This is a genomic window from Lacibacter sp., from assembly GCF_035299325.1.
Taxonomy (GTDB): Bacteria; Bacteroidota; Bacteroidia; order Chitinophagales; family Chitinophagaceae; genus Lacibacter.
In genome coordinates, this window is record NZ_DATGWT010000027.1 from 1 (window position 1) to 22,479 (window position 22,479).

The 22,479-nt window shown below is 41.2% G+C and carries 20 protein-coding genes; 10 read left to right on the plus strand and 10 right to left on the minus strand.

Features of this window, described 5'->3' with window-relative positions; translation table 11 throughout:
• On the minus strand, window positions 1–238 hold a 238-nt coding region (locus tag VK159_RS15985; protein ID WP_324231166.1), incomplete at its 3' end, for a hypothetical protein.
• Window positions 239–477: 239 nt separating this feature from the next.
• Here VK159_RS15985 and VK159_RS15990 point away from each other — a divergent pair.
• The 3 genes from VK159_RS15990 (at window position 478) to VK159_RS15995 (ending at window position 5,861) form a co-directional block, all read left to right on the plus strand.
• A complete protein-coding gene (locus VK159_RS15990; protein ID WP_324231167.1) occupies window positions 478–5,049 on the plus strand; it encodes an FG-GAP-like repeat-containing protein in 4,572 nt (1,523 codons plus the stop codon).
• Window positions 5,050–5,213: 164 nt separating this feature from the next.
• Entirely contained in the window at window positions 5,214–5,369 is a 156-nt protein-coding gene (locus VK159_RS23685; protein ID WP_414672831.1) for a hypothetical protein, read from the plus strand.
• Window positions 5,370–5,450: 81 nt separating this feature from the next.
• Window positions 5,451–5,861, plus strand: coding sequence for a DNA mismatch endonuclease Vsr (locus tag VK159_RS15995; protein WP_324231168.1), 411 nt, complete (start codon window positions 5,451–5,453; stop codon window positions 5,859–5,861).
• A 97-nt stretch (window positions 5,862–5,958) separates the two neighbouring features.
• Here the strand turns inward: VK159_RS15995 and VK159_RS16000 are convergent, their stop codons facing one another.
• Window positions 5,959–6,207, minus strand: a complete 249-nt coding sequence (locus tag VK159_RS16000) for a hypothetical protein (protein ID WP_324231169.1) — start codon at window positions 6,205–6,207, stop codon at window positions 5,959–5,961.
• A gap of 559 nt (window positions 6,208–6,766) precedes the next feature.
• Here VK159_RS16000 and VK159_RS16005 point away from each other — a divergent pair.
• Window positions 6,767–9,904 carry a DUF3427 domain-containing protein gene (locus VK159_RS16005; RefSeq protein ID WP_324231170.1) on the plus strand — a complete coding sequence of 1,046 codons (3,138 nt, stop codon included), beginning with the start codon at window positions 6,767–6,769 and terminating at the stop codon, window positions 9,902–9,904.
• Window positions 9,905–10,316: 412 nt separating this feature from the next.
• Here the strand turns inward: VK159_RS16005 and VK159_RS16010 are convergent, their stop codons facing one another.
• On the minus strand, window positions 10,317–10,532 hold the full coding sequence (locus VK159_RS16010; protein ID WP_324231171.1) for a helix-turn-helix transcriptional regulator: 216 nt from the start codon (window positions 10,530–10,532) through the stop codon (window positions 10,317–10,319).
• 159 nt (window positions 10,533–10,691) lie between these two features.
• On the opposite strand from VK159_RS16010, the gene VK159_RS16015 reads away from it, so the two are divergent.
• Window positions 10,692–11,147: a hypothetical protein gene (locus VK159_RS16015; protein WP_324231172.1), complete on the plus strand. Its 456-nt coding sequence runs from the start codon at window positions 10,692–10,694 to the stop codon at window positions 11,145–11,147.
• A 264-nt stretch (window positions 11,148–11,411) separates the two neighbouring features.
• Window positions 11,412–11,900: a hypothetical protein gene (locus VK159_RS16020; protein WP_324231173.1), complete on the plus strand. Its 489-nt coding sequence runs from the start codon at window positions 11,412–11,414 to the stop codon at window positions 11,898–11,900.
• Window positions 11,901–12,240: 340 nt separating this feature from the next.
• Here the strand turns inward: VK159_RS16020 and VK159_RS16025 are convergent, their stop codons facing one another.
• Both VK159_RS16025 and VK159_RS16030 read right to left on the minus strand, forming a co-directional pair.
• A complete protein-coding gene (locus VK159_RS16025; protein WP_324231174.1) occupies window positions 12,241–12,777 on the minus strand; it encodes a hypothetical protein in 537 nt (178 codons plus the stop codon).
• 299 nt (window positions 12,778–13,076) lie between these two features.
• On the minus strand, window positions 13,077–13,874 hold the full coding sequence (locus tag VK159_RS16030) for a hypothetical protein (RefSeq protein WP_324231175.1): 798 nt from the start codon (window positions 13,872–13,874) through the stop codon (window positions 13,077–13,079).
• A 105-nt stretch (window positions 13,875–13,979) separates the two neighbouring features.
• On the opposite strand from VK159_RS16030, the gene VK159_RS16035 reads away from it, so the two are divergent.
• On the plus strand, window positions 13,980–14,414 hold the full coding sequence (locus VK159_RS16035; RefSeq protein ID WP_324231176.1) for a hypothetical protein: 435 nt from the start codon (window positions 13,980–13,982) through the stop codon (window positions 14,412–14,414).
• Between the two features lie 73 nt (window positions 14,415–14,487).
• Here the strand turns inward: VK159_RS16035 and VK159_RS16040 are convergent, their stop codons facing one another.
• From VK159_RS16040 to VK159_RS16055, 4 genes are all read right to left on the minus strand, one after another.
• The gene (locus tag VK159_RS16040; RefSeq protein WP_324231177.1) at window positions 14,488–14,883 is read right to left on the minus strand and encodes a hypothetical protein; all 396 of its coding nucleotides are present in this window, start codon (window positions 14,881–14,883) and stop codon (window positions 14,488–14,490) included.
• On the minus strand, window positions 14,870–15,247 hold the full coding sequence (locus VK159_RS16045) for a hypothetical protein (protein WP_324231178.1): 378 nt from the start codon (window positions 15,245–15,247) through the stop codon (window positions 14,870–14,872). The genes VK159_RS16040 and VK159_RS16045 overlap by 14 nt, the downstream gene beginning before the upstream one ends.
• Window positions 15,248–15,384: 137 nt before the next feature.
• The gene (locus VK159_RS16050; RefSeq protein ID WP_324231179.1) at window positions 15,385–17,292 is read right to left on the minus strand and encodes an ABC transporter ATP-binding protein; all 1,908 of its coding nucleotides are present in this window, start codon (window positions 17,290–17,292) and stop codon (window positions 15,385–15,387) included.
• Between the two features lie 86 nt (window positions 17,293–17,378).
• Window positions 17,379–18,137: an SGNH/GDSL hydrolase family protein gene (locus VK159_RS16055; RefSeq protein ID WP_324231180.1), complete on the minus strand. Its 759-nt coding sequence runs from the start codon at window positions 18,135–18,137 to the stop codon at window positions 17,379–17,381.
• 284 nt (window positions 18,138–18,421) lie between these two features.
• Between VK159_RS16055 and VK159_RS16060 the strand changes: the two genes are divergently transcribed.
• Genes VK159_RS16060 through VK159_RS16070 form a run of 3 tightly spaced genes read left to right on the plus strand, consistent with a single transcriptional unit; the run spans window position 18,422 to window position 21,899 of the window.
• Window positions 18,422–20,041 carry a hypothetical protein gene (locus tag VK159_RS16060; protein WP_324231181.1) on the plus strand — a complete coding sequence of 540 codons (1,620 nt, stop codon included), beginning with the start codon at window positions 18,422–18,424 and terminating at the stop codon, window positions 20,039–20,041.
• Entirely contained in the window at window positions 20,041–21,132 is a 1,092-nt protein-coding gene (locus VK159_RS16065) for an acyl-CoA desaturase (RefSeq protein ID WP_324231182.1), read from the plus strand. The genes VK159_RS16060 and VK159_RS16065 overlap by 1 nt, the downstream gene beginning before the upstream one ends.
• A complete protein-coding gene (locus VK159_RS16070; protein WP_324231183.1) occupies window positions 21,129–21,899 on the plus strand; it encodes a sterol desaturase family protein in 771 nt (256 codons plus the stop codon). Before VK159_RS16065 ends, VK159_RS16070 begins: the two co-directional genes overlap by 4 nt.
• On the opposite strand, the gene VK159_RS16075 is transcribed toward VK159_RS16070, so the two are convergent.
• Window positions 21,874–22,461 carry a hypothetical protein gene (locus VK159_RS16075; protein ID WP_324231184.1) on the minus strand — a complete coding sequence of 196 codons (588 nt, stop codon included), beginning with the start codon at window positions 22,459–22,461 and terminating at the stop codon, window positions 21,874–21,876. The two genes, VK159_RS16070 and VK159_RS16075, sit on opposite strands and share 26 nt — an antisense overlap.
• Window positions 22,462–22,479: the final 18 nt, after the last annotated feature.

Here is a 22,479-nt window from a genome sequence, read left to right on the forward strand (position 1 = left end):
CATCAGCGTGTTCTAAGTATGGCATACCTATCCTTCCTTGGAATTTGTTTTTTGGGGTTTGGTTTTTATTCATCCTTGTGCCTTGATCCTTGCGCCTTGTGCCTTTTTCTTGTTTTTTGTACACTGGATTTTGGACATTCCTTCTTGTGCCTTGATCCTTGTCCCTTGTGCCTTTTCTTTTGGATTTTGGTAGTTGGATTTTGGACATTCCTTCTTCTTCCTTGTGTCTTTCTTGCACCTTGAATCTTGTTCCTTGTCCCTTGTGTCTTTCTTGTGCCTTGATCCTTGTCCCTTGTGCCTTTCTTGTTCCTTGTCCCTTGATCCTTGTGCCTTCTTAACTTTATTCCATGGCAGATGTGCATTCAATAGAACAGCGTCGTTTTAATATGCAACAGATCAAAGGCAAAAACACAAAGCCCGCTGAACCGCCACGTCTGTAGAATATATGTATTTTTGATGTAAATTGATTTGATCCCGATGATTCAACAATCCCTATCCTGTAAAAGCGTATTACTGAAAATAAGTGGCCTCTGCCTTCTCACCTTATTACTCTCATTGAATGCGTTGGCGCAACCCGCAATAAGTTCATTCAACCCCACATCCGCACCTGTTGGAGCAAGCGTTACTATTACGGGTTCCGGGTTTAGTACTACGGCCGCAAGCAACAGTGTATTTTTTGGAGTTGTGAAAGCTACTGTAACAGCGGCCTCAGCAACATCGCTCACGGTTACTGTTCCGGCCGGTGCAACGTACCAACCAATCACGGTTACTGTTAATAATCTCACAGCGTATTCAGGCAGATTTTTTACAGTTACGTTTAATGGCGCAGCTTCAGCGTTTTCTTCGAAATCTTTTGAATATGCAGCCCGTATCGATTCTGTTGACGCAAATATTGAAACAACAAAATATACTATTGCTGACATAGATAACGATGATAAAATAGATGTCATTACGATAGACAGGTTCAATAACACAATGTCTGTTTACAGGAATACATCCACAGGCGGAAATATTTCATTTGCAACAAAAAATGATTTTACTACAGGACAAAGCCCACGATCCGTTTCGGTAGGTGATATTGATGGAGATGGAAAGTTGGATATAGTGGTTTCGAATTTTGTAAGCAATACCGTCTCGGTATTTAAAAACATTTCTACAAGTGGGAACATTTCATTTGCCCCGAAAATTGATTTTACCACAGCTACACAACCTGCGGCCATCTCAATCACTGATCTGGATAAAGATGGAAAATCAGATCTTATAATCAATACAGTTAATCTGGATGGATATGTTTCCCTACTCAGAAATACAAGCAGCAGCGGAACCATTTCATTTGCTCCGAAAACTGACCTGCAGGCAGCAGGCGGATCAATTGAGGAACTAAGAACAACTGATGTTGATGGCGATGGTAAATTCGATATTATACTGCCGAACTTCAGCTTACACGCAATAACAATCTTCAGAAATACAAGTACAACCGGAAATTTGTCGTTTGCGCCGCTGGTGAATATAAGCACTTTTACAAACCCTGATGAAATCGAAATCGGTGATTTAAATAATGATGGTAAATCAGATATCGTTGTTGGGCATTATGCTGATGCACGGGTACTGATTCTGCGAAATACAAGTTCTGTGGGCGCAATTACATTTCAAAACGATGGTTCGCATTCCGACGGACTGGCGCCCAGAGGCATGGCAATCAACGATCTTGATGGGGATGGTAAACCCGATCTGGTTGTAAACACCGGCGTGCTGTCATTTTCACTTTTTAAAAATACCAGCTCTGCCGGCGGCACAGTTTTATTTAATGCAGGTGTCAAAACGCTCACGGGTTATAATTCAAAAGTAATCTCCGCAAATTTTGACGGAGATGATAAACCTGATCTTGCTTTTGAAGCAGGGATGTTTCGGGTTAGCGTTTGGAAAAACAGAACTTCGAGTCCGCAGATTTTTTCATTTTCACCTCTGTCACCAGCGATTAAAGGAACTGTAATAACTATAAACGGTGTGAATTTTTCAGGTGTAAATGCAGTCAGCTTTGGAGGCATACCCGCTTCTTCGTTTACAGTAGTAAATACAACAACAATCACCGCCGTGGTAGATACGGGTGCCACGGGCGATATTGTTGTTACAACGCCCGTGGATTCGGCCCGGATACCTGGTTTTATGTTTATCGCTCCGCCAATCATCACTTCCTTTTCTCCCACCACGGGCACCCTTGGTACCAACGTAACAATCACCGGTTTTAACTTTACCAACACCGGTAACATTAGCTTTGGTGGAGTGCCTGCAGATTCCTTCAGGGTAACATCACCCACAACAATTATTGCTACTGTACTGGGAGGTGCTTCCGGTTATGTGAGCGTAACCAATCCCGATGGATCCGATTCGTTGGCTGGGTTTACCTATCTTCCACCACCTCTTCCGGGTATTATCGCTGTTTCCCCAAATAAAGCAACAGTGGGTACAGTAATAACGATTACCGGTAATCATTTTAGTACAGATACTGCTCTCAATTACGTTTATTTCGGCCCCGTCAGGGCCAAAGTATTAGCAGCTTCTGCCAATACGCTTACAGTTCAGTTGCCGCCAGGTGCAGGTTACGGCCCGGTTTCTATTACCACAAATTCCTTAACCGCTTTTTCACCCAACGCATTTATTCCCATTTTTCCCAATGGAGGGAATATATCATCGGGATCGTTCAGTGATCATATCGCACTTGAAACCGGGGCATCTCCGCAAGATGTTTGTATGACCGATTTTGACGGTGATGGCAAAAACGACCTCGCCGTAGTGCAGGCAACCCGTTCAGGTATTTCTTTGCTCCGCAATAAGTCAGATTCAGTTAACATCTCCTTTCACAGCCAAGTGGATATTGCCGGGTTCTCCCCGTATGGTCTTATTGAAAGTGTAGAAATGGATGGCGACGGGAAGAAAGATATTGTAGCCACCGGCAGTTATTCCAATACATTGTCTGTATTTAAGAACACATCTGTAAAAGGTACCATCGATTTTTCGGAACGGAAAGATTATTACCTGGCCGATTTTCCATCGAATGTAAGAGCATTTACAACCGCTGATATGGATGGTGATGGCAAACAGGATATCCTGATAACAGGGTACAAAACAGTATCGATTATCAGGAATACAAGTTTCCTCAACAGAATTTCACTGGCCCCCATGATTTCAATCAACGTTGGTGAACACAACGCCACCATTAAAGCAGGCGATGTGGATGCGGATGGGAAACCTGATATTGTACTGATCAATGCAACTACAGACTCTGTAACAGTTCTACGGAATATCAGCAACCGAGGCAACCTGTTATTTGAATCGCCGGTAAACTTTGCAATAATGGATGATCGAACTGATTACTATGGTTCATCGAATCTATGTCTAAGCGATTTGGATAACGACGGTAAAATTGATATCGCTGTATCCAACACGGCCTCTTCTTTTTCCATATCGGTATTAAAAAATTATTCAACTGCAGGGAACATTCTTTTTCGTTTAGCGAATAACAGGAAGACCGGTTATTTCCACCCCGTTGTACTAACACCTGAAGACCTTGATGGTGATGGCCAACCCGACATAGCATTTAATAATGGCAACCCATTGCGTGCAATTGGTACCCTCAGGAATAACAGTACAGCAGATTCTGTATCACTTGCTTCGCCGTTTACCTATCTGTATAATAACAGTGGCAGTCCGGCAGGCTTATGCACAGGAGACCTCAATAATGACGGACGCCCTGAAATCATTTGCGCAGGAGGCACCTTTTCCAGCCCGGGAAATATTTATATTTTCAAAAACAAAACAAACGGACCTCACCTCACTTCTTTTAGCCCGGGAAACGGGATCATCGATTCAGTGATTACGTTAACAGGATCAAATTTTACCGGTACAACCGTAGTGAGCTTTGGCGGCATGCCTGCCAAATCATTTTCAGTACTGTCGCCTTCAACTATTTCAGCCGTGGTAAGTACCGGATCGTCGGGTAATGTAACTGTTACTAACCCGTTGGGTAACTCTTCGTTGCCGGGATTTTTATATGGCTTGCCTCCTGTTATTACATCCTTTAGTCCTGACAGCGGTGGCCAGAATACATCTGTTAATATCAAAGGAAAAAACTTAAGATGGGTTACCGGCGTAAAATTCGGTGGCGAACCAGCCATATCGGTTACTGTAAATTCCGATACCTCTATAACCGCAATCGTTGGTTTTGGAGCTTCGGGTGCTGTAACTGTAATTGGGAATGTAGATTCGGCTTCTCTGCAAGGGTTTGCCTATATACCTCCTCCCGTTATTGATTCATTTTCTCCAACAAGCGGTACCACAGGTACAAAAGTCTCCATTTACGGTTCAAATTTTGCCACCGCCAAAGCTGTCTATTTCGAAAATGTGCCGGCACAATCATTTACAGTTATCAGCCCTTCATTGATTGAGGCTGTTGTGGGCCTAGGTGCCACAGGGCAGGTAGTTGTTGAAACAGCAGGAGGCTTCTTTTATAAATATTTATTTCAGTTTTACGCTCCTCCTGTTATTACATCTTTTAATCCTGTTACTGCCACACAAGGCAACCCCGTCACCATTACAGGAACGAATTTTAACGGAGCAACCTCGGTAAAATTCGGGGGAGTGTCTGCTGCCACATTTACCGTTAATTCCAATACCAGCATCACCGCAGTTCTTGCAAACGGTGCCACAGGCGATGTAAGCGTTACTACGCCCGGTGGTACGGCAACACTCGGTGGCTTTACCTATGGTATTGTAACCAATGTAAACAATGTTGGTAACAACACCGCAAAAGAGTTAACCGTAAATCCCAACCCTGCCACTGATGTAATTATGATTAAACATCCGCTTTCCACCAGGAATGCACAACTTCAAATTATCGATATGCATGGCAGAGTGGTGAAAACAATTGTTGCACAAAGAAATCAAAAGCAGGCCTCCGTTTCTGTAAAAGAACTGGCTGCTGGTATTTATCAGGTATTATGGATAAACGGAAGCAGGCAGTTAAACAAACCCTTCATGATCATAAAATAACGATTCGTCCACTGTCGGGTTCCACTGCCGCATATTGCCGGTAAACGATCCCGGCAAAACCTGAGTTCAAAATAACACGGATGCGGGAAGGCCACGTAAGGTTCTTTCATTCGTGGATCATATCTGCGTTTATCGGTGTCCATCCGTGGCCTGACTTTATTCGCATGCCCGATGCCTGCCCGACTTCGGGGCGGGTACATACCAAAGCACAACGCTCCTGCAACATGAGCCGCATCAAAGGCAAAAACACAAAGCCCGAATTGCTGCTGAATCGGTGCGTCACCCGCACCGGTTTGCTGCATTGTGCAACACACGCTTAGCGCTGAGCAGGCAGAGCATTCCACAACTGAAGCACAAGGGGTGGCGCACCGGCATCAACTTCTCGTTTTACCTTTATACACATGGCAGATGTGCATTCAAAAGAGCAGCGTCGTTTTAATATGCAACAGATCAAAGGCAAACACACAAAGCCCGAAATGCTGCTGCGCAAATATTTACATGCACAGGGCTTTCGTTACAAACTTCACGATAACACATTACCCGGCAAACCCGATCTCGTATTACCGAAATACAAAACCGTCATCTTCATACACGGTTGCTTCTGGCACGGACATGAAAACTGTAAATACTTTACCATACCCAAAACAAGAACGCAGTGGTGGACAGAAAAGATCAATAAGAATATTGCTAATGATGTGAAAGTAATGAAGCTGCTGAAGAAAGATGGCTGGAAAATGATTACCACCTGGGAATGCGGGTTAAAACCTGCAAAGTTTGACAAAACACTTAGTTCATTATTGAAGAAATTATAGATTCGCTTTATCCTTTTTGCTTTGCTTTTTGATCACCTATAAGCTTGTTTAGTTTTTGCAGAAACTTCGTAAGCCAATAATAAAAGTAGGGTTGAAGTTATACAAGCTTGTATTTGCGCCGTATATCATCAGCATCTCTTTCCGACAACTCGTACACAACATGAAAGTCATGCTTTTTCGTATTTGCCTCAACAATTTTAATGGAACCATCCGGATATTCCAGGTAGCATTGGCTGCTGATAAGTACATCGGAGTTAATCATGAACGGAAACCCTTGGCTTAGTTTTTTTTTGCGGAATGCTTTAATTGCTTTTGTAGCGGCAGCTTCATAAAGTTTTGCGGTCATAGGAAATAGTATGTGATTATAGAAACAAATCTATGGTTTAAAAGAGAAACCTGCAAGCATTATACCGGCATTACTGTTCATCCCCCCTGTTTGTGAAAGAAAAGGTTCGGAGCAGAAAAGATCAATAAGAATCGTTTGAATGATGTGAAAGCAATGAAGCTGCTGAAGAAAGATGGTTGGAAAGTGAATAACTGTGTGGGAGTGTAAATTAAAACCAGCGAAGCTCAATCAAACACTTACCGCTCTGGTAAAAAAACTCTCCTGATTAATTACTGCCACGAACTGAACGTGACTTAAAGGCAAATGTATTTTACGTCACATGCTTTACTATTGTACTCATGAACGCTTAAACCAAAATACAATGACGAATAAACAGGTCTATTCTGTTTGTGAAGCAGTTGCAGATATCGCATATATAGCAGCTAAAGAAAATTATGAGATTTCAGATAGCCGTAGAAAATTTGCATCGAAATGTAGAATGGGGCGTAAACTTTGAACCAGAGTATATTGATTCTATTTATCACTTTGCTATCTTTAAGATTAATCAATGGCGTAACGTATGAACCAAGGCCTATATGAACAGCTAATTAATAAGTTGGTTTTTTCTAAATTAAAAGATCTAGATAAGAGCATTTTTTATATTAAGGAAACTTCAATTGATAAGAGCGAAGCCGCAAGAATACTTTCTCAGTATTTAAGTGATGTTATTCGATTTGCATTGACACTTATTGCTGGTGAACACAGTATTGAAAAGCAAATTGAGATTTCAAATAAGATTATACTCTTATTACAAAGTGAAATAAAGGCTGAAACCTTCGATGAAGATTTGATACAAACAGAAGGGAAAATACTTACTGCTGTTTTTTCAAAGCTTGATGCCGGATTTGTTGATTTTGAAAAGCATCTCAAAGAAATTACTCCTTACACTAGATTAGCGCAAAGTGAATTATTTACAGGAAACAACGCTGGCATATCTCTGGAAAGTGAAATAAAAAAGGAAATTCTTTCATCTGATAAAATTAACTTTCTAGTTTCTTTCATTAAATGGACAGGTATAAGAATTTTTGAAAGAGAGTTAACTGAGTTTACAGACAGAGGAGGTAAACTAAAAGTAATAACAACGTCTTATATGGGTGCTACTGATCTAAAGGCGATTGAATTTTTATCCAATTTAAAAAATACAGAAGTAAAGGTTTCTTATAATACAGATAATGAAAGGCTACATGCAAAAGCTTATCTTTTTTATCGGAACACTGGATTTCATACAGGTTATATTGGTTCATCAAATATTTCAAGATCTGCGTTAACAAATGGCTTAGAATGGAATCTAAAAGTTACAACAAAAGAAGTAGGTCATATTATCGATAAATTTCAAAAGACATTCGAAACATATTGGTTAGACAAAGAATTTGAAAACTTTGAAACGAATCGTGATTCCGAAAAACTAAGAAAAGCTTTAAAAAAGGAAAGAGTATCTGATCGAAATAATTCTGCTGCATATTTTGATATAAAGCCATTTCCTTTTCAAGAGGAAATTTTGGAAAAGTTGCAAGTAGAAAGAATTGTTCACAAACGGTTCAAAAATTTAATTGTTGCAGCAACAGGAACGGGTAAGACTGTGATATCTGCGTTTGACTTCAAGAGGTTTAAGCAAAAAGACGGGACAGTTAAGCTACTGTTCGTTGCACACCGAAAGGAAATTCTTCAACAGGCACAAGCAACGTTTCAGGGTATATTAAAAGATAACAACTTTGGAAACCTTTGGGTAGACGGAATTGAACCAGAGAAATTTGATTGTCTTTTCGCCTCTGTTCAGACCTTAAACAATAGAATTGAAACTCTATCTCTAACCTCGACATACTATGATTTTATCATAATTGATGAAGTACACCATATTGCTGCATCAAGTTATCGACCAATATTAAAAAGGTTTGAACCAAAAGTTTTACTCGGCCTAACGGCAACTCCGGAAAGAATGGACGGCGAAGACATACTTAAAGATTTTTGTGATACAATAGCAGCCGAGATAAGATTACCTGAAGCATTAAACCGAAAACTACTCTGTCCTTTCCAATATTTCGGCATTTCTGATAGTACTGATCTTTCCAAGGTTCAATGGGTTAACGGAAGATATTTGCCTAGTGAACTTTCCCGTATCTATACGCAGAATGATAGAAGGGTTGGAGAGATACTTTACAATGTAAAAAAGTATTTGAGCGATTCACATGACGTTAGAGCCCTTTGTTTTTGTGTTACTCGAGAACACGCCCAGTTCATGGCCGAAAAATTTATGTTGGCCGGGTATAAAGCAGATTACCTTGTTAGTACACGAAATGAATTAAGAGATGAGATACGAGAGAGATTTTTGTCTAAAGAAATTAACTACCTTTTTGTTGTTGATATTTTTAACGAGGGTGTTGATATTCCTGACATTGACACTGTATTGTTTTTGCGGCCGACAGAAAGCTTAACTGTTTTTCTTCAACAACTTGGAAGAGGCTTGCGCTTAGCTGATGGAAAAGAGTGCCTAACTGTTTTAGACTTTGTAGGAAATGCAAGACCGGAATATGATTTTGAAGGAAAGTTTAGGGCTTTAGTTGGTAAAACAACAACCTCAGTTCAAAAAGAAATCGAAGATGATTTTCCTCATTTGCCATTAGGATGCACAATTGTTTTAGAGAAAAAGGCAAAAGACACAATTCTAATGAACATAAAAAAAGCTACATCTCCTAACCGGAATCAACTATTAAATAAAATCAAAAATTATCAACACCAAACGACACTACCGCTCACATTAAAAAACTTTATAAATTTTTACCATCTTCCTCTTCAAACAATTTATAGTAAAGCAATTTGGAAACGCCTTTGTGTATTGGCGGGAAAAGAAAACGACTACCCATTGACTAATGAAAAAGAAATTTTAAGGGCAATAAGCTTAAAGTGGCTGTCTTGTTGCTCTAACACGTACTTTGAATTTATAATAAAACTAGCTAGAAAAAGCTTTAGAATTAAAATTGAAGAATTAACCGAAGAAGAAAAAGCAATGTGTTTAATGCTTCACTATGATGTTTGGCAAAGCGAGGGAGGCTTTTCTTCCCTTGAAGAAAGTATAAACACACTTGGCAAAAACGAAATCTTGAATAAGGAAATAATTGAACTCCTTGAGCTATTGGTAGATAGAATAGATTTTTTAGAGAGAGAAATTAATTTGCCATTCTCACAACCGCTTAGGGTTCATAGTAGATATACCCGAGATCAAATACTTTCTGCTTTTGGGTTTAGTTCATTTGAGAAGAAATCAAGTATAAGAGAAGGGGTTGCGTTTTCTAAAAAATATAATACAGAGTTGCTTTTTATAACCTTGAATAAATCTGAGAAAAATTTTTCTCCTACAACTTTATATGATGACTTTGCAATAAGTGACAAGGTTTTTCATTGGCAATCTCAAAATGCGGTTACCCCAGATTCGGAAAAGGGACTCTCCTATATCGACCACAAGAAAAAGGATAAACGAATTCTCCTTTTTGTTAGAGAGAAGAATGAAGATCAATTTGGAAATAAAATATCTTTTGTATTCCTAGGAGAAGGAAATATTCAAGATTATTATGGTTCTAGGCCAATGAGCATTAAGTGGGAGTTAAACGAACCAATGCCTCCATACTTATGGAAAGATTCGGCTAAAATGGCTGTTGGGTAATAGGGTATATTAGATACTTCATTCGTAATGACTATCGCCTGAAATATTTGTTTAGGTAAATTAAACAGAACTTTTAAAGCTTCACAACTCTTTTAAAATGTTTAATTCAAAAAAGAACGAACTAACAAGAGATGACTTCATGAAATTTTTTCGTGATACAGAAAAACTAAATTTATTAAGCCCTGATGACAGGATAGAGGTGTTTTCTACAATACTTTTGGGAAGTTCTGATTTTAAGAAAAAACTCTTTGATGATATTTTTTCTGATTATTGTGTTTCTAATCTAGAAGTAGTTGAAGTGAATTAACACTCAATTTCTTTTGCTTCGCAGTCACTAGTTCATTAAGAAAACAACCTTAAGATTCGTTATCGAAGAAGTTCAATACTAATTGATCGAGATCGAAAAGTCAATTTATTTTCCCAAAGTAAGATCGCCATATAACACCTCAAGCAAATCCCCCGGCTTCACATCAATAGCAAGCGCTATCAAGTAAAGTTCCTCAGCTCTTAAATGACTACGCTCATTTAGTGTAAGCTCATTCATTCGTGCCTTAGTTAGCCCGGCTTTTCTGGCAACTTCAGATTTATTTACCGACTTCTGGGCAAGATAAAGGCCAAGCGTTGTCATTGATTATTAGGTTTTTCTATACGTTTTGTAGTTTGAAAGATAAAAAAAGCATAAAAAACTATACAATTGCTAGGAATATTGTGGGTTATTATATACTTTGGTATTGATATTCTATACAAGTAGTCAATTTTTCAATCCCAAATAGTTAAAAAGCTTTACATGAAAAAGACCCCTTCCATAGCCAGCCGTTACAAAAAACTAAGAAAACTCAAACCCTTGCTAAAATGGCAAACCGGTGCTTACACCCGCCACCCAACCTATCACTTCACCCTCCCTTATCCCTTCCTGCTGCTCTGCCGCCTTGTAGAAGTAGAACCGGAACAACTGCTCCACGATTTTATGGATAACCTCGCTTGCGGCAGTTGGCAAAGAGAGGGCAGGGATCAGGCCAAAGAAAACCTCATCAACTATTTTATTGCACACGGCTACGGTCAGCACCACTATTCAGAAGAAGACCTCCGCCTAATGTTTAAAGAAATGGACGCCTGTGGTTTGCTCTTCCCAAAAAACAGCAACAGCAAACTGCTCGATGCCTACTGCAAGTGGCGTGATAAGCACCACACCTATTGGTTCAAAAAATGGTTCCGCAAACCCCGCCGCAAACTTAAAGATTGAGCCAGTCTAAAGTCTGAACACGCCATTAAAAAGCAATATGCTACCATAAATCAAACTGCAACACACAGGATGACTGTGCATGTACAACAGCAGTTCATTACAGTAGCAGAAATGCTAAATCAAGGCTTCCGACGGGAATTGGGGGTAATAATTCCCGTCTTGACTTTTTGGTTCTTTTGTGTCAAGACAAAAGAACGAATAGCTGTGGCACACAGCATTTATTCTCTTCAATCCGTAAGCACCAACAACTAAAAACTTAGAACTATGTATTCCGAACCGGAACTCATCCGCCTCCTCTACACCCTCGCCGACATCCAGCAATGGATCAGCGACCTCTCCTCCGCTGCACTCAGCCAGGTGCCACACATGAGCAAAAAGAAACTCCAGAAACTCGATTATTACCTCAGCCCTGCAGCCTTGGTCCACATCCTCGAACGGCATTACCATAAAATACCACGCCACCCCGGTGCCGGAAAATTCTGCATACCCATCAGCACCATTCTCGACTATATACGACAGGCAAAAGATTGCACCCAACATTCCGCACCCAACCATTCCGGCAGCTACCGTATCCTTGAATGTGATACAGAGATCGGCTTCGATCAGGAAGGCCGCCACACCGCCCACCTCACTGTCTTTACCGACAGTAAAGGAAATATCCTCACCGCCTTTCCCGGCAGGTTTCAACCAAAACCACAACCAAAAGAATTCGCAGAAACGGTTTCGGAAGAAGAATTGCTGGGCTTCGCATAGTTCCGGCTCTCTCGGCTTTGCCAATTGCCAATTCCCCTTTTGCCAATTGCCAATTGGCTATTGCCACCATCCTTCGCTCATCCTTCGCTGCTAAAGGCACGATACTCCCACGATACTAGGTAGATTAAGCGTATATAGTGCGTTAACAACGTATAAATCCGACAAGGTAGCAAGCTCATTGTAGCAGCTTTTGAGCAGGGTTGCCAACCTTTCGAAGGTTGGCAAACCTTATTCATAGCAATGTCTCCTGAAAGGGACGTTGCGTGTTCGGGATGCAACCATTCTATTCTCACAAAAAAGCCCTCCATTAACGGAGGGCCTACTATAAAAACAAAAACGTTTACTTCTTCTGGTAATGACTCACTTTTTCATCGAGCTGTACCATTTTACCATTCTCCATTCTGATGTCGTTGACAACATTCATGGAATCGGCCACACCTTTTGCATCTTTCCAGCTTTGTTTGTACCAAAGGGTTACCCATTCTGTTTTTTTATCGGCTGATATTACGGATACATAGTCGCCCATGGTCACCACAAGATCGTTATACATGTTGCGTGCATCAGCGAAAAATTTCATGGCACTGTCACGGCTGAGTTTCGCCTGGTAATAATCAAAGTCAAGTTGAATAGAATCGCCTGTGGCTGCGGCCAGCGCTGTAAAATCTTTATCAACAAAGGCTTTTAGTCCGGCCATAGCAGCGGCTACATTTTCTTTACTGCCGATCGCCCAGTCTTTGTAAGGTTCTGTGAGTGTGTAAGGCAAGTTAACATCGGCAGCAGCAGCGGCTTCTGTTGTTGTTTCAGCAGTTTTGGTTTCCGCATTGTTGCAGGCGGTGAACGCAAAGGCAAGACAAAAAAACGCAAAGATCTGTTTCATGTAAAAATGGTTTTGGGTTTAAAAATGATGCAGGAAAGGGAAGGGACGAGATGTAATCAGGTAATGAAAGATTACAATCGGTAATAAGGTAGTTGATTAAAACAGCAATTGCAAGCATTCGATGGGTTTTGTAGCAAGAGCGGCCGCTGAACAGGGTTGCCAACCTTCGAAAGGTTGGCAACCCTAACCACCCATCGTTCAGACCGGCGAAGCCGTGCCGACCGTATGGCAACCCTTACCACCAACAGTTTTTCTTTTGTATTTTTCTCCGTGCCTTTGTGTCTTCGTGGTTCAAAAAATTACCCACCCGGCGCAATCATTTCCTGACTCATGGCCATCATAGCCGTTGCCACAGCAGCAATCACAAACTGCAATTCCTTGCTTTCGTTTTTCGGGAGCCACACAAAACTTTGCTTCTGTGCCATCATGGGCAAACCTCTGAACTGAACCGCCGCAATGGGTATTCCGTTCTCTCTGAATACATAACCCAGCACATACATGGCTTTCTTTCCATCAGCATAATGATTCACCGGCAGCAGTTCAATTTCACGGATACCATTGGTGAGCACACCGATGATCTCTTCTGAAATACTTACCACGCCACCTGTTTGTTGTTGGGCAGTACTGAAGATCCAATCGCTGGTATCGGCTGAAAGAATAGTTGTGATGAGATCACTCTTACCACGATTGTAAGTGGCGGGTCCTTCGTTGCGGCCAAAGATGTTGTTCTTGGGTTGAGAATAATAAAGCGTAGTGGAAATGGCCATGTTCACAATAGCTGTATCGGTATCGTTGCGCAGCAGTTTGAATGATCGTTTCTCTTTGATGCTTTGTTCCACTTCTTCCACGTTCGATAAAAGACGGGAGAGTACATCGTGCCGTTCGGTTGTTGAGTTTGATTTACTCGTCCATCCTTTGCGGCTGTTCAGTAAACGGTAAGGCCCGAATTCATAACGGAGAAAACCAATCCCTGCTTTTTGTTTTACCTGTAAGGGTTCGGCAAGCTGGGCAATGTTGTCGGGCAACTGCATGAGTTTTTGCGCATTGCTTTGTTGCATCAGCAACAACAAACAGAGTATGATACAGGATCGTAACATCTTCTTTGAAGTTAAGTTTTTTTGTGGAGGTATGTTCGGTTGTGCAGTAAAATCTGAGTACGGGTTTCTCTTTTCTCTTTCAGCAATCCCTTTTACTTTCACTGTATGAAAGCACTTCTCGTGATGGTCTTTATTGTTGGCATTGTGTTTTTGTTTGTGCAGTGCAGCAACGGGGTGGAGAATAAAAAAGACCTCGATGAAAACATGCTCGACTTAGCGATGTACTGTGATAATCTTGGATTATACCTGCGCAAACAGGATGCAGATTATTCGCTGTGGTTACTGGAAGGAATGGACAGTACTTTACAGATACTGACGCTGAAGTTTACAGAACACCGCAAACTGCTGCGGCCGTTTAAACAATCTTATAATAAAGAACTTGCTCCTCCCATCAACGATATCCGCAAGGCCCTGCATAAAACTGATTTTCCGACAGCTGTTGAATCGTACCGTTTACTCATCAACAATTGTAATGATTGCCATGTTGACCTGGAGATTGATAAAACGGTGGTTGACTGGAGTAAAGAGGGGGTGCATTAGAAATGATGGCTGTTCAGTTTCTGATGCATTAACCTCTATTCGCCGCAAAATATGCGGCGAATAAGGGGGTTAATCACCGCATTGTGCTGGTATCTTTCCTCTTCATCATCCGCTGTTTCATCCGCTCCATCATTTCATTATTGTCCATCATGTTTTCATACATGTGGATCATCATGTTGCTGTCTTTCTTTGATGCTTCCATGAGGTTGCTCATGACGGTGTTCATCATCCCGGGGTTCTGCCGCATCATTTCCATCATGGCTCCCATGTGCCGGTGCATACTGTCTTTGTTATTCATCATGGCCTGCATCATTTCTGCCGACATTTTATCATCATTGGCAATCGTGTCGATGATGGCGGCTCTTGTTTCTTTATTGGCCAGCAGTTGATTTACGCTGGGGCTGCCTGTACATGCGGCCAACAGTAAAACAAGGCCCATTGTCCATGTAAGTTTTTTAATATAGTTCATGGTGTTCATTTGTTTTTGTAGTGCTGTATTCATCAGACAGTGTTGCGAGGTATAAACGACATTCAGCTATGCTTTTCCGGCAAACAGCAGCTGATTGTGTGCAATACTCCAGGTGAGTAAACTTTTCACATTCTTCGGCACAGGTGGTAAAAATTTCGATGCATAAACGGCATACCTGCGAGAGTAGCTCACTGCGGGCGGTGATCGCTTTCATGGCCAGTTTAGAGATGATAACAGAAGTTTGATTCAACTTCGCACAACGGATGAGGAAATGGCTTTCTTCCTCCCCAAGGCATGCACGTGAACAACGTGAAGTTGCTTCCATGCAATCCTGCAGCAGGCCTTTGAACAATTCGTCATTCATTCGTTTACAAATTGCCTTGTACAAACAACTGTACAATTAACTGAAAGGTAGCTGCCTTCTTATTCCAAAATGTTATACAGCTTTGGAGAACGTTTATACAATTTACAGGTTAGCCGGGGCAAAGGAGGGTAAATGAACTATTGTTCCACCTCATCTTCCTGTACTGCCGGCGATTGGGTTACAATCCCAAACTCAAACTGCATCTCATTGAGTTTTCGGTATAGCCCGTTATGGCTCATGAGTTCTGTATGTGTGCCACTTTCGGTAACAACACCTTTGTCGATCAACACAATTTTATCGGCATTGCGGATGGTGGAGAGACGGTGTGCAATCACAAACGAAGTGCGGCCTTTCATGAGATTATCCAAGGCTTCCTGCACCAGTTGTTCACTTTCACTATCGAGTGATGAAGTGGCTTCATCTAAAATTAAAATTGCCGGATCTTTTAAAATAGCACGTGCAATGGCAATGCGTTGCCGCTGACCACCGCTTAATTTAATACCCCGTTCACCCACAATGGTTTCATACTGTTCAGGAAACTGTTGAATAAATAAATGTGCATTGGCGCTTTTAGCAGCGGCCATAATTTCTTCTTCGGTTGCATGGGGTTTACCGTAGGCAATATTTTCTTTAATGCTGCCGCCAAACAACAATACCTCTTGTGGAACAAACGCCATTTGCCTGCGCAATTGTGAGAGAGGAAAAGATGCGGCAGGTCGTTCATCAAAATACAAGGTGCCTTTATCGGGTTCATAAAAATGGAGGAGCAACGAAGCGATGGTTGATTTACCTGCACCGCTTGGTCCCACAATAGCGATCTGTTCTCCATTGGCAGCACTGAGTGTGAGTCCTTTTAAAACGGGCACATCTTTTCGTCCGGGATAACTGAAGGCAACATTATCAAACCGCACATTTCCTTTCAGTTGATGTTGTGGTTCTATTTCAATATCGGTTAATGAAACGGGTTCGCCTTCTGCACGTAAAATTTCCCGCACACTTTGTGTGGCTCCCAATGTTTTTTGCAGTTGCGAAAACATATCAGCAAAACCAGCAAACGTACCGCCCACAAACATCGAGAAGATCACAAACATGGTGAGTGCTCCCAACGTGAGTTCACCCGATTGAATCATACCAACACCCACCCACATCACAAACGCAATACTTCCAAACACGCTAAAGATCATAAACGAAATAAATGCACCACGGTAGCGTGAATTGCTGATGGACGTTGTCACTACTGATTGTATGCTTCTTACATACCGACCGATCTCATAAAACTCACTGGTGAATGCTTTTACAATAGAGATTCCCTGGAAGGTTTCCTGCACTATGGTTCCGCTTTCGGCGAGTTGATCCTGTGCTTTGCGGGCCATCTTACGGATGCGCATACCAAACAGCACCGCTAAAATGGCAATAATGGGAACCACAGCCAGCATGATCAGGGCCAGCTTTGCACTGATCCAGAAAATAAAGAACAAACCAATGATGAGTGTGAAGATGCCACGCAGAAATTCAGCCAGTGTAAAGGAGATGGCATCCTGTATCTGCGACAGGTCACTGGAGATGCGGTTACTTAATTCGCCCACTCTTTTTTCGGTGAAATAACTCATGGGCATGGTGAGCAGTTTACTGTACACATCTTTGCGCATATCGGCCAAAGAACGTTCACCTGCTGCCGTTAACAGATACACACGCATGAACGAAAAAACAGTTTGTAAACTCAGTTGCGCAAAAATGAGCAGCAGTGTTGTGTTTAAGGAGAGCTTAATATTTTTTAATCCAAAATCGAATTGTGAAACACTGCTCATGCCGGGAAGACTGGCGCCCGGTGAAGCGGCATCGATCATCTTTCCTAATAAGAAAGGAAACAAACTGGTGGTAAATGCAGATACCGCAATAAACACCAGGCCCCAGATAAATTTACCACGATATGGCTTTAAATAGGTGAACAGGATGAGTGCCTGTTTGAGACTCTCCTTTGAAATCTTTGCTTTTGCTGATCCTGTATCTTTTGTGTTGTTTGATCGACGGGTTGCTCTGGCCATGGTTTATTTTATAACGAACAGGTTTGCTGAATTACTTCATTACAACGCAAGTTAACGATTAAGGTTTGAGGGGTAACACAACGGAGTTATTTCAATACCTGCGTAATCATTGGCACCAGCTTATCGGCCCAGCGTTTATATTCTGCAGCAGAAGGATGCAATCCATCAGAAGCAATAAGGTTTCTGTTGGTACGGCCTTCACGTGTTGATGCTGTAATATCGAGATACGGGCAATTGTATTGCTGTGTTACATGCCGGTTGATGTTGTTGAACCAATCAATTTCTTTCCTGATCTGTGCCGTATCATACGAAGCAGCAAAAGGTGTAACACTATAATCGGGAATGGATAATACAAATACGTTTTGCTTTTTGCCGTTGGCGAGTTCAATGGCTTTTTCCAACAGCTGCGTAAAGCGTTGACGGTATCCTGTTGTATCTCTTGTTTGAAATTGATCATTTACACCTATGAGCAAACTCACGACGGTATGTTTATTGGGATTGCTGTTGTTGATGTTTGATTGAAGGTTTGTGGTGGTCCAGCCGGTTGTGGCAATATAAGTGGGCGTTTGCAGCTGTATGCCTTGCTGCAACAGCAGTGCAGCAGTTTGTGCAGGGAAACGTTCATTGGCTGCAACGCCTTGTCCAATGGTATATGAATCACCGAGCGCCAGCCATGAATGAATGATTGGAGAGGAAGGCGGTGTTACTACCGTGCGGTTGGGTTCGTCTTTACTGCAGGCAGAAAGAAGAAAGATGCATATGCAGATGAGCAACAACTTCATACCACTAATTACGGATAAAGATGGAGAAAGGTTCAGATTTAGAAGAGTATTCGCTATGCTCATTATTTTTTACCGCAGAGACACAGAGGCGCAGAGATACCGGGAATTGGTAATTTGGAATTTGGGTTTTGCCTGCCCGGATGAATTGGTCAGACGGGGATTTTATCTTCCGGTGGCTTCCATCACTCCGTGGTATAAATTTTTTACACTTTGAAATATCCTTTATGAATTACAAACAAAGAGCAGATGTCTTTTAAAAAAGGAGAGTTCATAAATACAGAATGTTCGTTGCCTGCTTTTAATATCCGGATTTAATGTTTATATTACTATAACCAAAATCCACTGCCATGGTACGACAGCTATTCAACTTCATCGCCTGGCTTTTGTTTTCTGCAACAGTTTCAGGCTGCACATTTTACAGGTATGCAAAAAATAAAGAGCGCAGCAACTATTATCAATCAAACATAGCTTCCCGCTGGAAAGAACTCGACCGGACCAATTACCTGGTGGTTCATTATGGTGGCAGCATGAAAGAACTTTACAATGTGCAATACAACGAGGGCAGCAAAGAAGTAAGCGGTAACCTGCGACCATTAAGCGGGCAAGCGCTGGAGCTTTATAACAAAGTTATTGTGGATAGTGATGGTATTTCTAGAAGAGGAATTCGGAAAGACAGATCTGCAGTAAAACAAATTCATTTTTTTGTGAAGAACGCTGCGACACCCGACAGCAGCAGTATGCGCTTTTTAGTAAGTGATATTGAAAAGGTTGATGTTTCAGATCATGCATCAGCATTGAATATTTTACTGCCACTCGGAATTTCAGCAGCTGCCATTGGTATTTTTTTGGCGATCGCCTGTAACTGCCCGCATGTGTATGTAGATAACGGCACCTCACAGGAACTTACCAACTCTATGTACACCGGTGCAAAAGCTCCGCAGCTTGAACGTTTCGATCACAAACAGATGCCTGATTATTTTAGCAGTTCTTCGAACTACAATGTAAATATTGTAAATGAATTGAACGAGCAGCAGTATACCAATATGCTGGAGCTGATGGTTGCAATACATCCAAAAGATGTGCAGGTGTTTGCCGATAAACAGGGTCGCTTATTCACCATACAGCAGCTGCAACAGCCATTGCTTGCCAACGACATTAATGGCCGTACAATTATGAGTGAAATAAGACAAGCTGATCTGCAACCGTATAAGTTTAACACAGCCACCAATGCAAGGTTTAGCGAAGCATACATGCAGTTTGCAGTGCCCGAACAACAACCGGAGCAGGCCAAACTGCTGGTTCGTTTGCGCAACACATCATGGTCGGGTTTTGTGTATCATCAGTTCAGCTCTTTGTTTGGTAAAAACTACAGCCGGTGGGTTGAAAAAAATAAAAACATATCGAAAGAAGAACGGGAAAAATGGATGAGAGAACAAGGCATACAAATGCAGGTGGAAATTAAAACAGATAAAGGCTGGCAAGTGATTGATGAAATTGATCTTATTGGTGAAACAAATTTTAATTCAATTGTTGTTCCGCTGAATATACCGGCAGGTTCAAAACGGCTCGACCTGCGTTTGCGCACGGGCTTTATGTTTTGGGAACTTGATTATGCCGGCATCGATTATTCGCCTGAGGTTAAAATTGAAACACAGGTATTAAAACCGGTTGCTGCAAAAGGAGATAAGGGACAGGATTATTTGCAACAGCTGAGTTATGATGACAACAGCTATATGGAACATCTCGGCGAAAAAGCATCTACTTCCGTTACGTTTACAAACCTGTTACTGAACCCGGCATTGCAGCGAACGATCATCCTTCGCAGTAAAGGATATTATACATCCAAAGAGGAGTTTACAGGAAAAACGTACCGGAAGGAGCTGAAAAAATTTAAGAACCCGGGAGAGTTATCAAAGTTTTCGCAAAGCCTGTACAACGATTTGTATGAACGAACAGCAAAAAACTGATGCACGAAAAAATTCATTTTCCACCCGAGCCGGATGCTTTTTATGAAACGCTGAAGAAGCGGGTGGAAATTTATTTTGCGGGTAGTAAAAAAAGCAGGTATGCTGATTTCTTTTTTTACCTGAAAGCAGTTTTTTTTATTTCAACTTATGTGCTGTTATACCTGAACCTGCTGTTTTCTGATAATACAGCAGCTGCGTTTGTGAGCATGGTATTAATGGGTCCGTTCGCCATTCTTATTGGCATAAATGTGGCGCATGATGCTGCACATGGGTCTATCTCAAAATATAAAGCGATTAATGGCATTGTATTGTTTTTGTTTGATCTGCTGGGCTCCAATTCCTACATTTGGAAGAGACGGCATGTATATTCACATCACAGCTATCCCAATATTTTAAATAGCGATGCAGATCTGAAACAGAATCCGTTGGTGCGTATTTTTCCAGGAGATGAATTAAAGCCTATCCATCGTTACCAGTTTCTGTATGCACCATTGCTATATCTTGCTTATACCATTAACTGGCTTTTTGTACGAGACTTCCAGGATTTTTTTGCAAAGCAGATCGGGTCGCTTCAGTTTAAGGGCCACTCCAGGAAAGAAATTGCAAAGCTTGTTTTTTTTAAGCTGTTTTATATTTCCTATATACTTGTTATTCCTCTTACTGTTTCGCAACTTGATGCGGGAATGATTTTTTTAGCTTTTTTATTGATGAATTTTTGTGCCAGCCTTTTAATAACACTGGCGCTGATACCATCGCATGTGGCAGAAGATTCTCATTTTCCTCTGCCCGATGAACGTGGCGTTATGCAACACTCATGGTCGCATCACCAGCTGCTTACCATTATTGATTTTGCAACCAATAACTGGTTTCTTAATTTTTTGTTTGGAGGGTTTAATCATCATGTAGCGCATCATTTGTTTCCTAGAATATGCCATGTGCATTACATACATGTTACACCTGTTATAAAACAAACTGCAGCAGAGTTTGGTTTGGCATACAAGCACGAAGACAGTTTTTTGCATGCATATATTTCGCATTTCCGTCTCTTAAAAAACAACGGCATGGCTGCTGCTAAACATATTTTAGAATGATCAGGTGGATGCTTTTTATACCCTGTGCTGCATTCTTATGCATCCTGTATTTTCATTATCTCGATTTTATTTTTCGTGGTAAAGCCAACGTGTACCGTATTAATACCTCTGCTGCATTAACAGCAACAAAGAAAGAATACCGCAATACGATCAGTAATCTTGCAGTTTTTGCTTTAACAGGTCTTTTGTTGGGTTTTTTTATTGACGGTGGTTATACAAAAGTATATTCACAAACCCCGGCACAATTAAGCAGCATCATCTATCTTCCTGCGAGTTTTTTACTGGCATTGCTGGTACACGATGTTTATTTTTATGTTACACACAGGCTATTGCATTTAAGGTTTTGGTTCAAGCAGGTGCATCGTGTGCATCATCAATCGCATACTACCAATCCATGGTCGGCTTTTTCGTTTCACTTTGCAGAGTGTATTATACAAATCGGTATTGTTCCGTTGCTGGCTTTTTTGTTCCCTCTTCACGAAATAGTATTAATGCTGTTTGTTTTTTTTATGATGTTTATTACGGTGTATGGTCATTCGGGTTATGAGCTTCGGCCCAATAAGCATCAGCTGTTTAACATCTTTAATACTTCTCTGCACCATTCACAGCATCATCAATATGTACACTACAACTTTGGCATATATCTGAATATCTGGGACCGGCTGTTTGCAAGTAACCATCCCGGCTATCATCATTCGTTTAAACAACTTCGTTCAGTCGTTAAATTTCGCAAGGAAAAAGCTAAGCATCCCAGTTACGGTAAATGAAATATACTTTTATGCCATCCTTTCCGGTATCCCATTCATCGTACACATGAAATCCGTAGCGTTTATACAGTGTGAGCATTTTTTCTACAGTTGTTTCTGCATAAATGGGGAGCTGTTCTTTACGTGAATAGTCAAAAACAAAATCACGCAACTCAATAATTGTTTGAAGGCCGTAGCTGTGATCTTCCACGCCAATCATCCAGAAGTAAAGGTGTTTGTGTTTGGGTCGGCGTTTGGTTATTTCGTGTTCACGTTTAATAATGCTGATGGCCCTGCTCCATCCAATGCAGTATTGCCCCAAACGGAAATACCCTGCAAGAAACTGTAGAGGGTTTTGTTTATACCAGCTTTTGAAGAGTAACGCAACGCCTTTACTATCGGAAGTAATAAACGCTCCTTTTTTTTGCATAGCAACAGTGAGACAGAATTTGCATAATACATAGATGCGTTTTTGAATATGCCTGTCTTTTTTAACTACCCACAATACACCGGGAATATTGCCGAAAGCAGTAGTAAGCACTTTTAGTGCAGTTTCTTTATTTTGGTTAGTAATGCTTACCATAGAAACGAGAATGAAGCA

Excerpts from the sequence above, each read along its gene's own strand:
- VK159_RS15990 (WP_324231167.1), top strand. The coding sequence starts at position 478 with ATGATTCAACAATCCCTATCCTGTAAAAGCGTATTACTGAAAATAAGT.
- VK159_RS16020 (WP_324231173.1), top strand. The coding sequence starts at position 11,412 with ATGTATTCCGAACCGGAACTCATCCGCCTCCTCTACACCCTCGCCGAC.
- VK159_RS16045 (WP_324231178.1), bottom strand. The coding sequence starts at position 15,247 with ATGAATGACGAATTGTTCAAAGGCCTGCTGCAGGATTGCATGGAAGCA.
- VK159_RS16010 (WP_324231171.1), bottom strand. The coding sequence starts at position 10,532 with ATGACAACGCTTGGCCTTTATCTTGCCCAGAAGTCGGTAAATAAATCT.
- VK159_RS16065 (WP_324231182.1), top strand. The coding sequence starts at position 20,041 with ATGCACGAAAAAATTCATTTTCCACCCGAGCCGGATGCTTTTTATGAA.
- VK159_RS16035 (WP_324231176.1), top strand. The coding sequence starts at position 13,980 with ATGAAAGCACTTCTCGTGATGGTCTTTATTGTTGGCATTGTGTTTTTG.
- VK159_RS16060 (WP_324231181.1), top strand. The coding sequence starts at position 18,422 with ATGGTACGACAGCTATTCAACTTCATCGCCTGGCTTTTGTTTTCTGCA.
- VK159_RS23685 (WP_414672831.1), top strand. The coding sequence starts at position 5,214 with ATGCCCGATGCCTGCCCGACTTCGGGGCGGGTACATACCAAAGCACAA.
- VK159_RS16030 (WP_324231175.1), bottom strand. The coding sequence starts at position 13,874 with ATGTTACGATCCTGTATCATACTCTGTTTGTTGTTGCTGATGCAACAA.
- VK159_RS16050 (WP_324231179.1), bottom strand. The coding sequence starts at position 17,292 with ATGGCCAGAGCAACCCGTCGATCAAACAACACAAAAGATACAGGATCA.
- VK159_RS16040 (WP_324231177.1), bottom strand. The coding sequence starts at position 14,883 with ATGAACTATATTAAAAAACTTACATGGACAATGGGCCTTGTTTTACTG.
- VK159_RS16075 (WP_324231184.1), bottom strand. The coding sequence starts at position 22,461 with ATGGTAAGCATTACTAACCAAAATAAAGAAACTGCACTAAAAGTGCTT.
- VK159_RS16055 (WP_324231180.1), bottom strand. The coding sequence starts at position 18,137 with ATGAGCATAGCGAATACTCTTCTAAATCTGAACCTTTCTCCATCTTTA.
- VK159_RS16015 (WP_324231172.1), top strand. The coding sequence starts at position 10,692 with ATGAAAAAGACCCCTTCCATAGCCAGCCGTTACAAAAAACTAAGAAAA.
- VK159_RS15995 (WP_324231168.1), top strand. The coding sequence starts at position 5,451 with ATGGCAGATGTGCATTCAAAAGAGCAGCGTCGTTTTAATATGCAACAG.
- VK159_RS16005 (WP_324231170.1), top strand. The coding sequence starts at position 6,767 with ATGAACCAAGGCCTATATGAACAGCTAATTAATAAGTTGGTTTTTTCT.
- VK159_RS16000 (WP_324231169.1), bottom strand. The coding sequence starts at position 6,207 with ATGACCGCAAAACTTTATGAAGCTGCCGCTACAAAAGCAATTAAAGCA.
- VK159_RS16070 (WP_324231183.1), top strand. The coding sequence starts at position 21,129 with ATGATCAGGTGGATGCTTTTTATACCCTGTGCTGCATTCTTATGCATC.
- VK159_RS16025 (WP_324231174.1), bottom strand. The coding sequence starts at position 12,777 with ATGAAACAGATCTTTGCGTTTTTTTGTCTTGCCTTTGCGTTCACCGCC.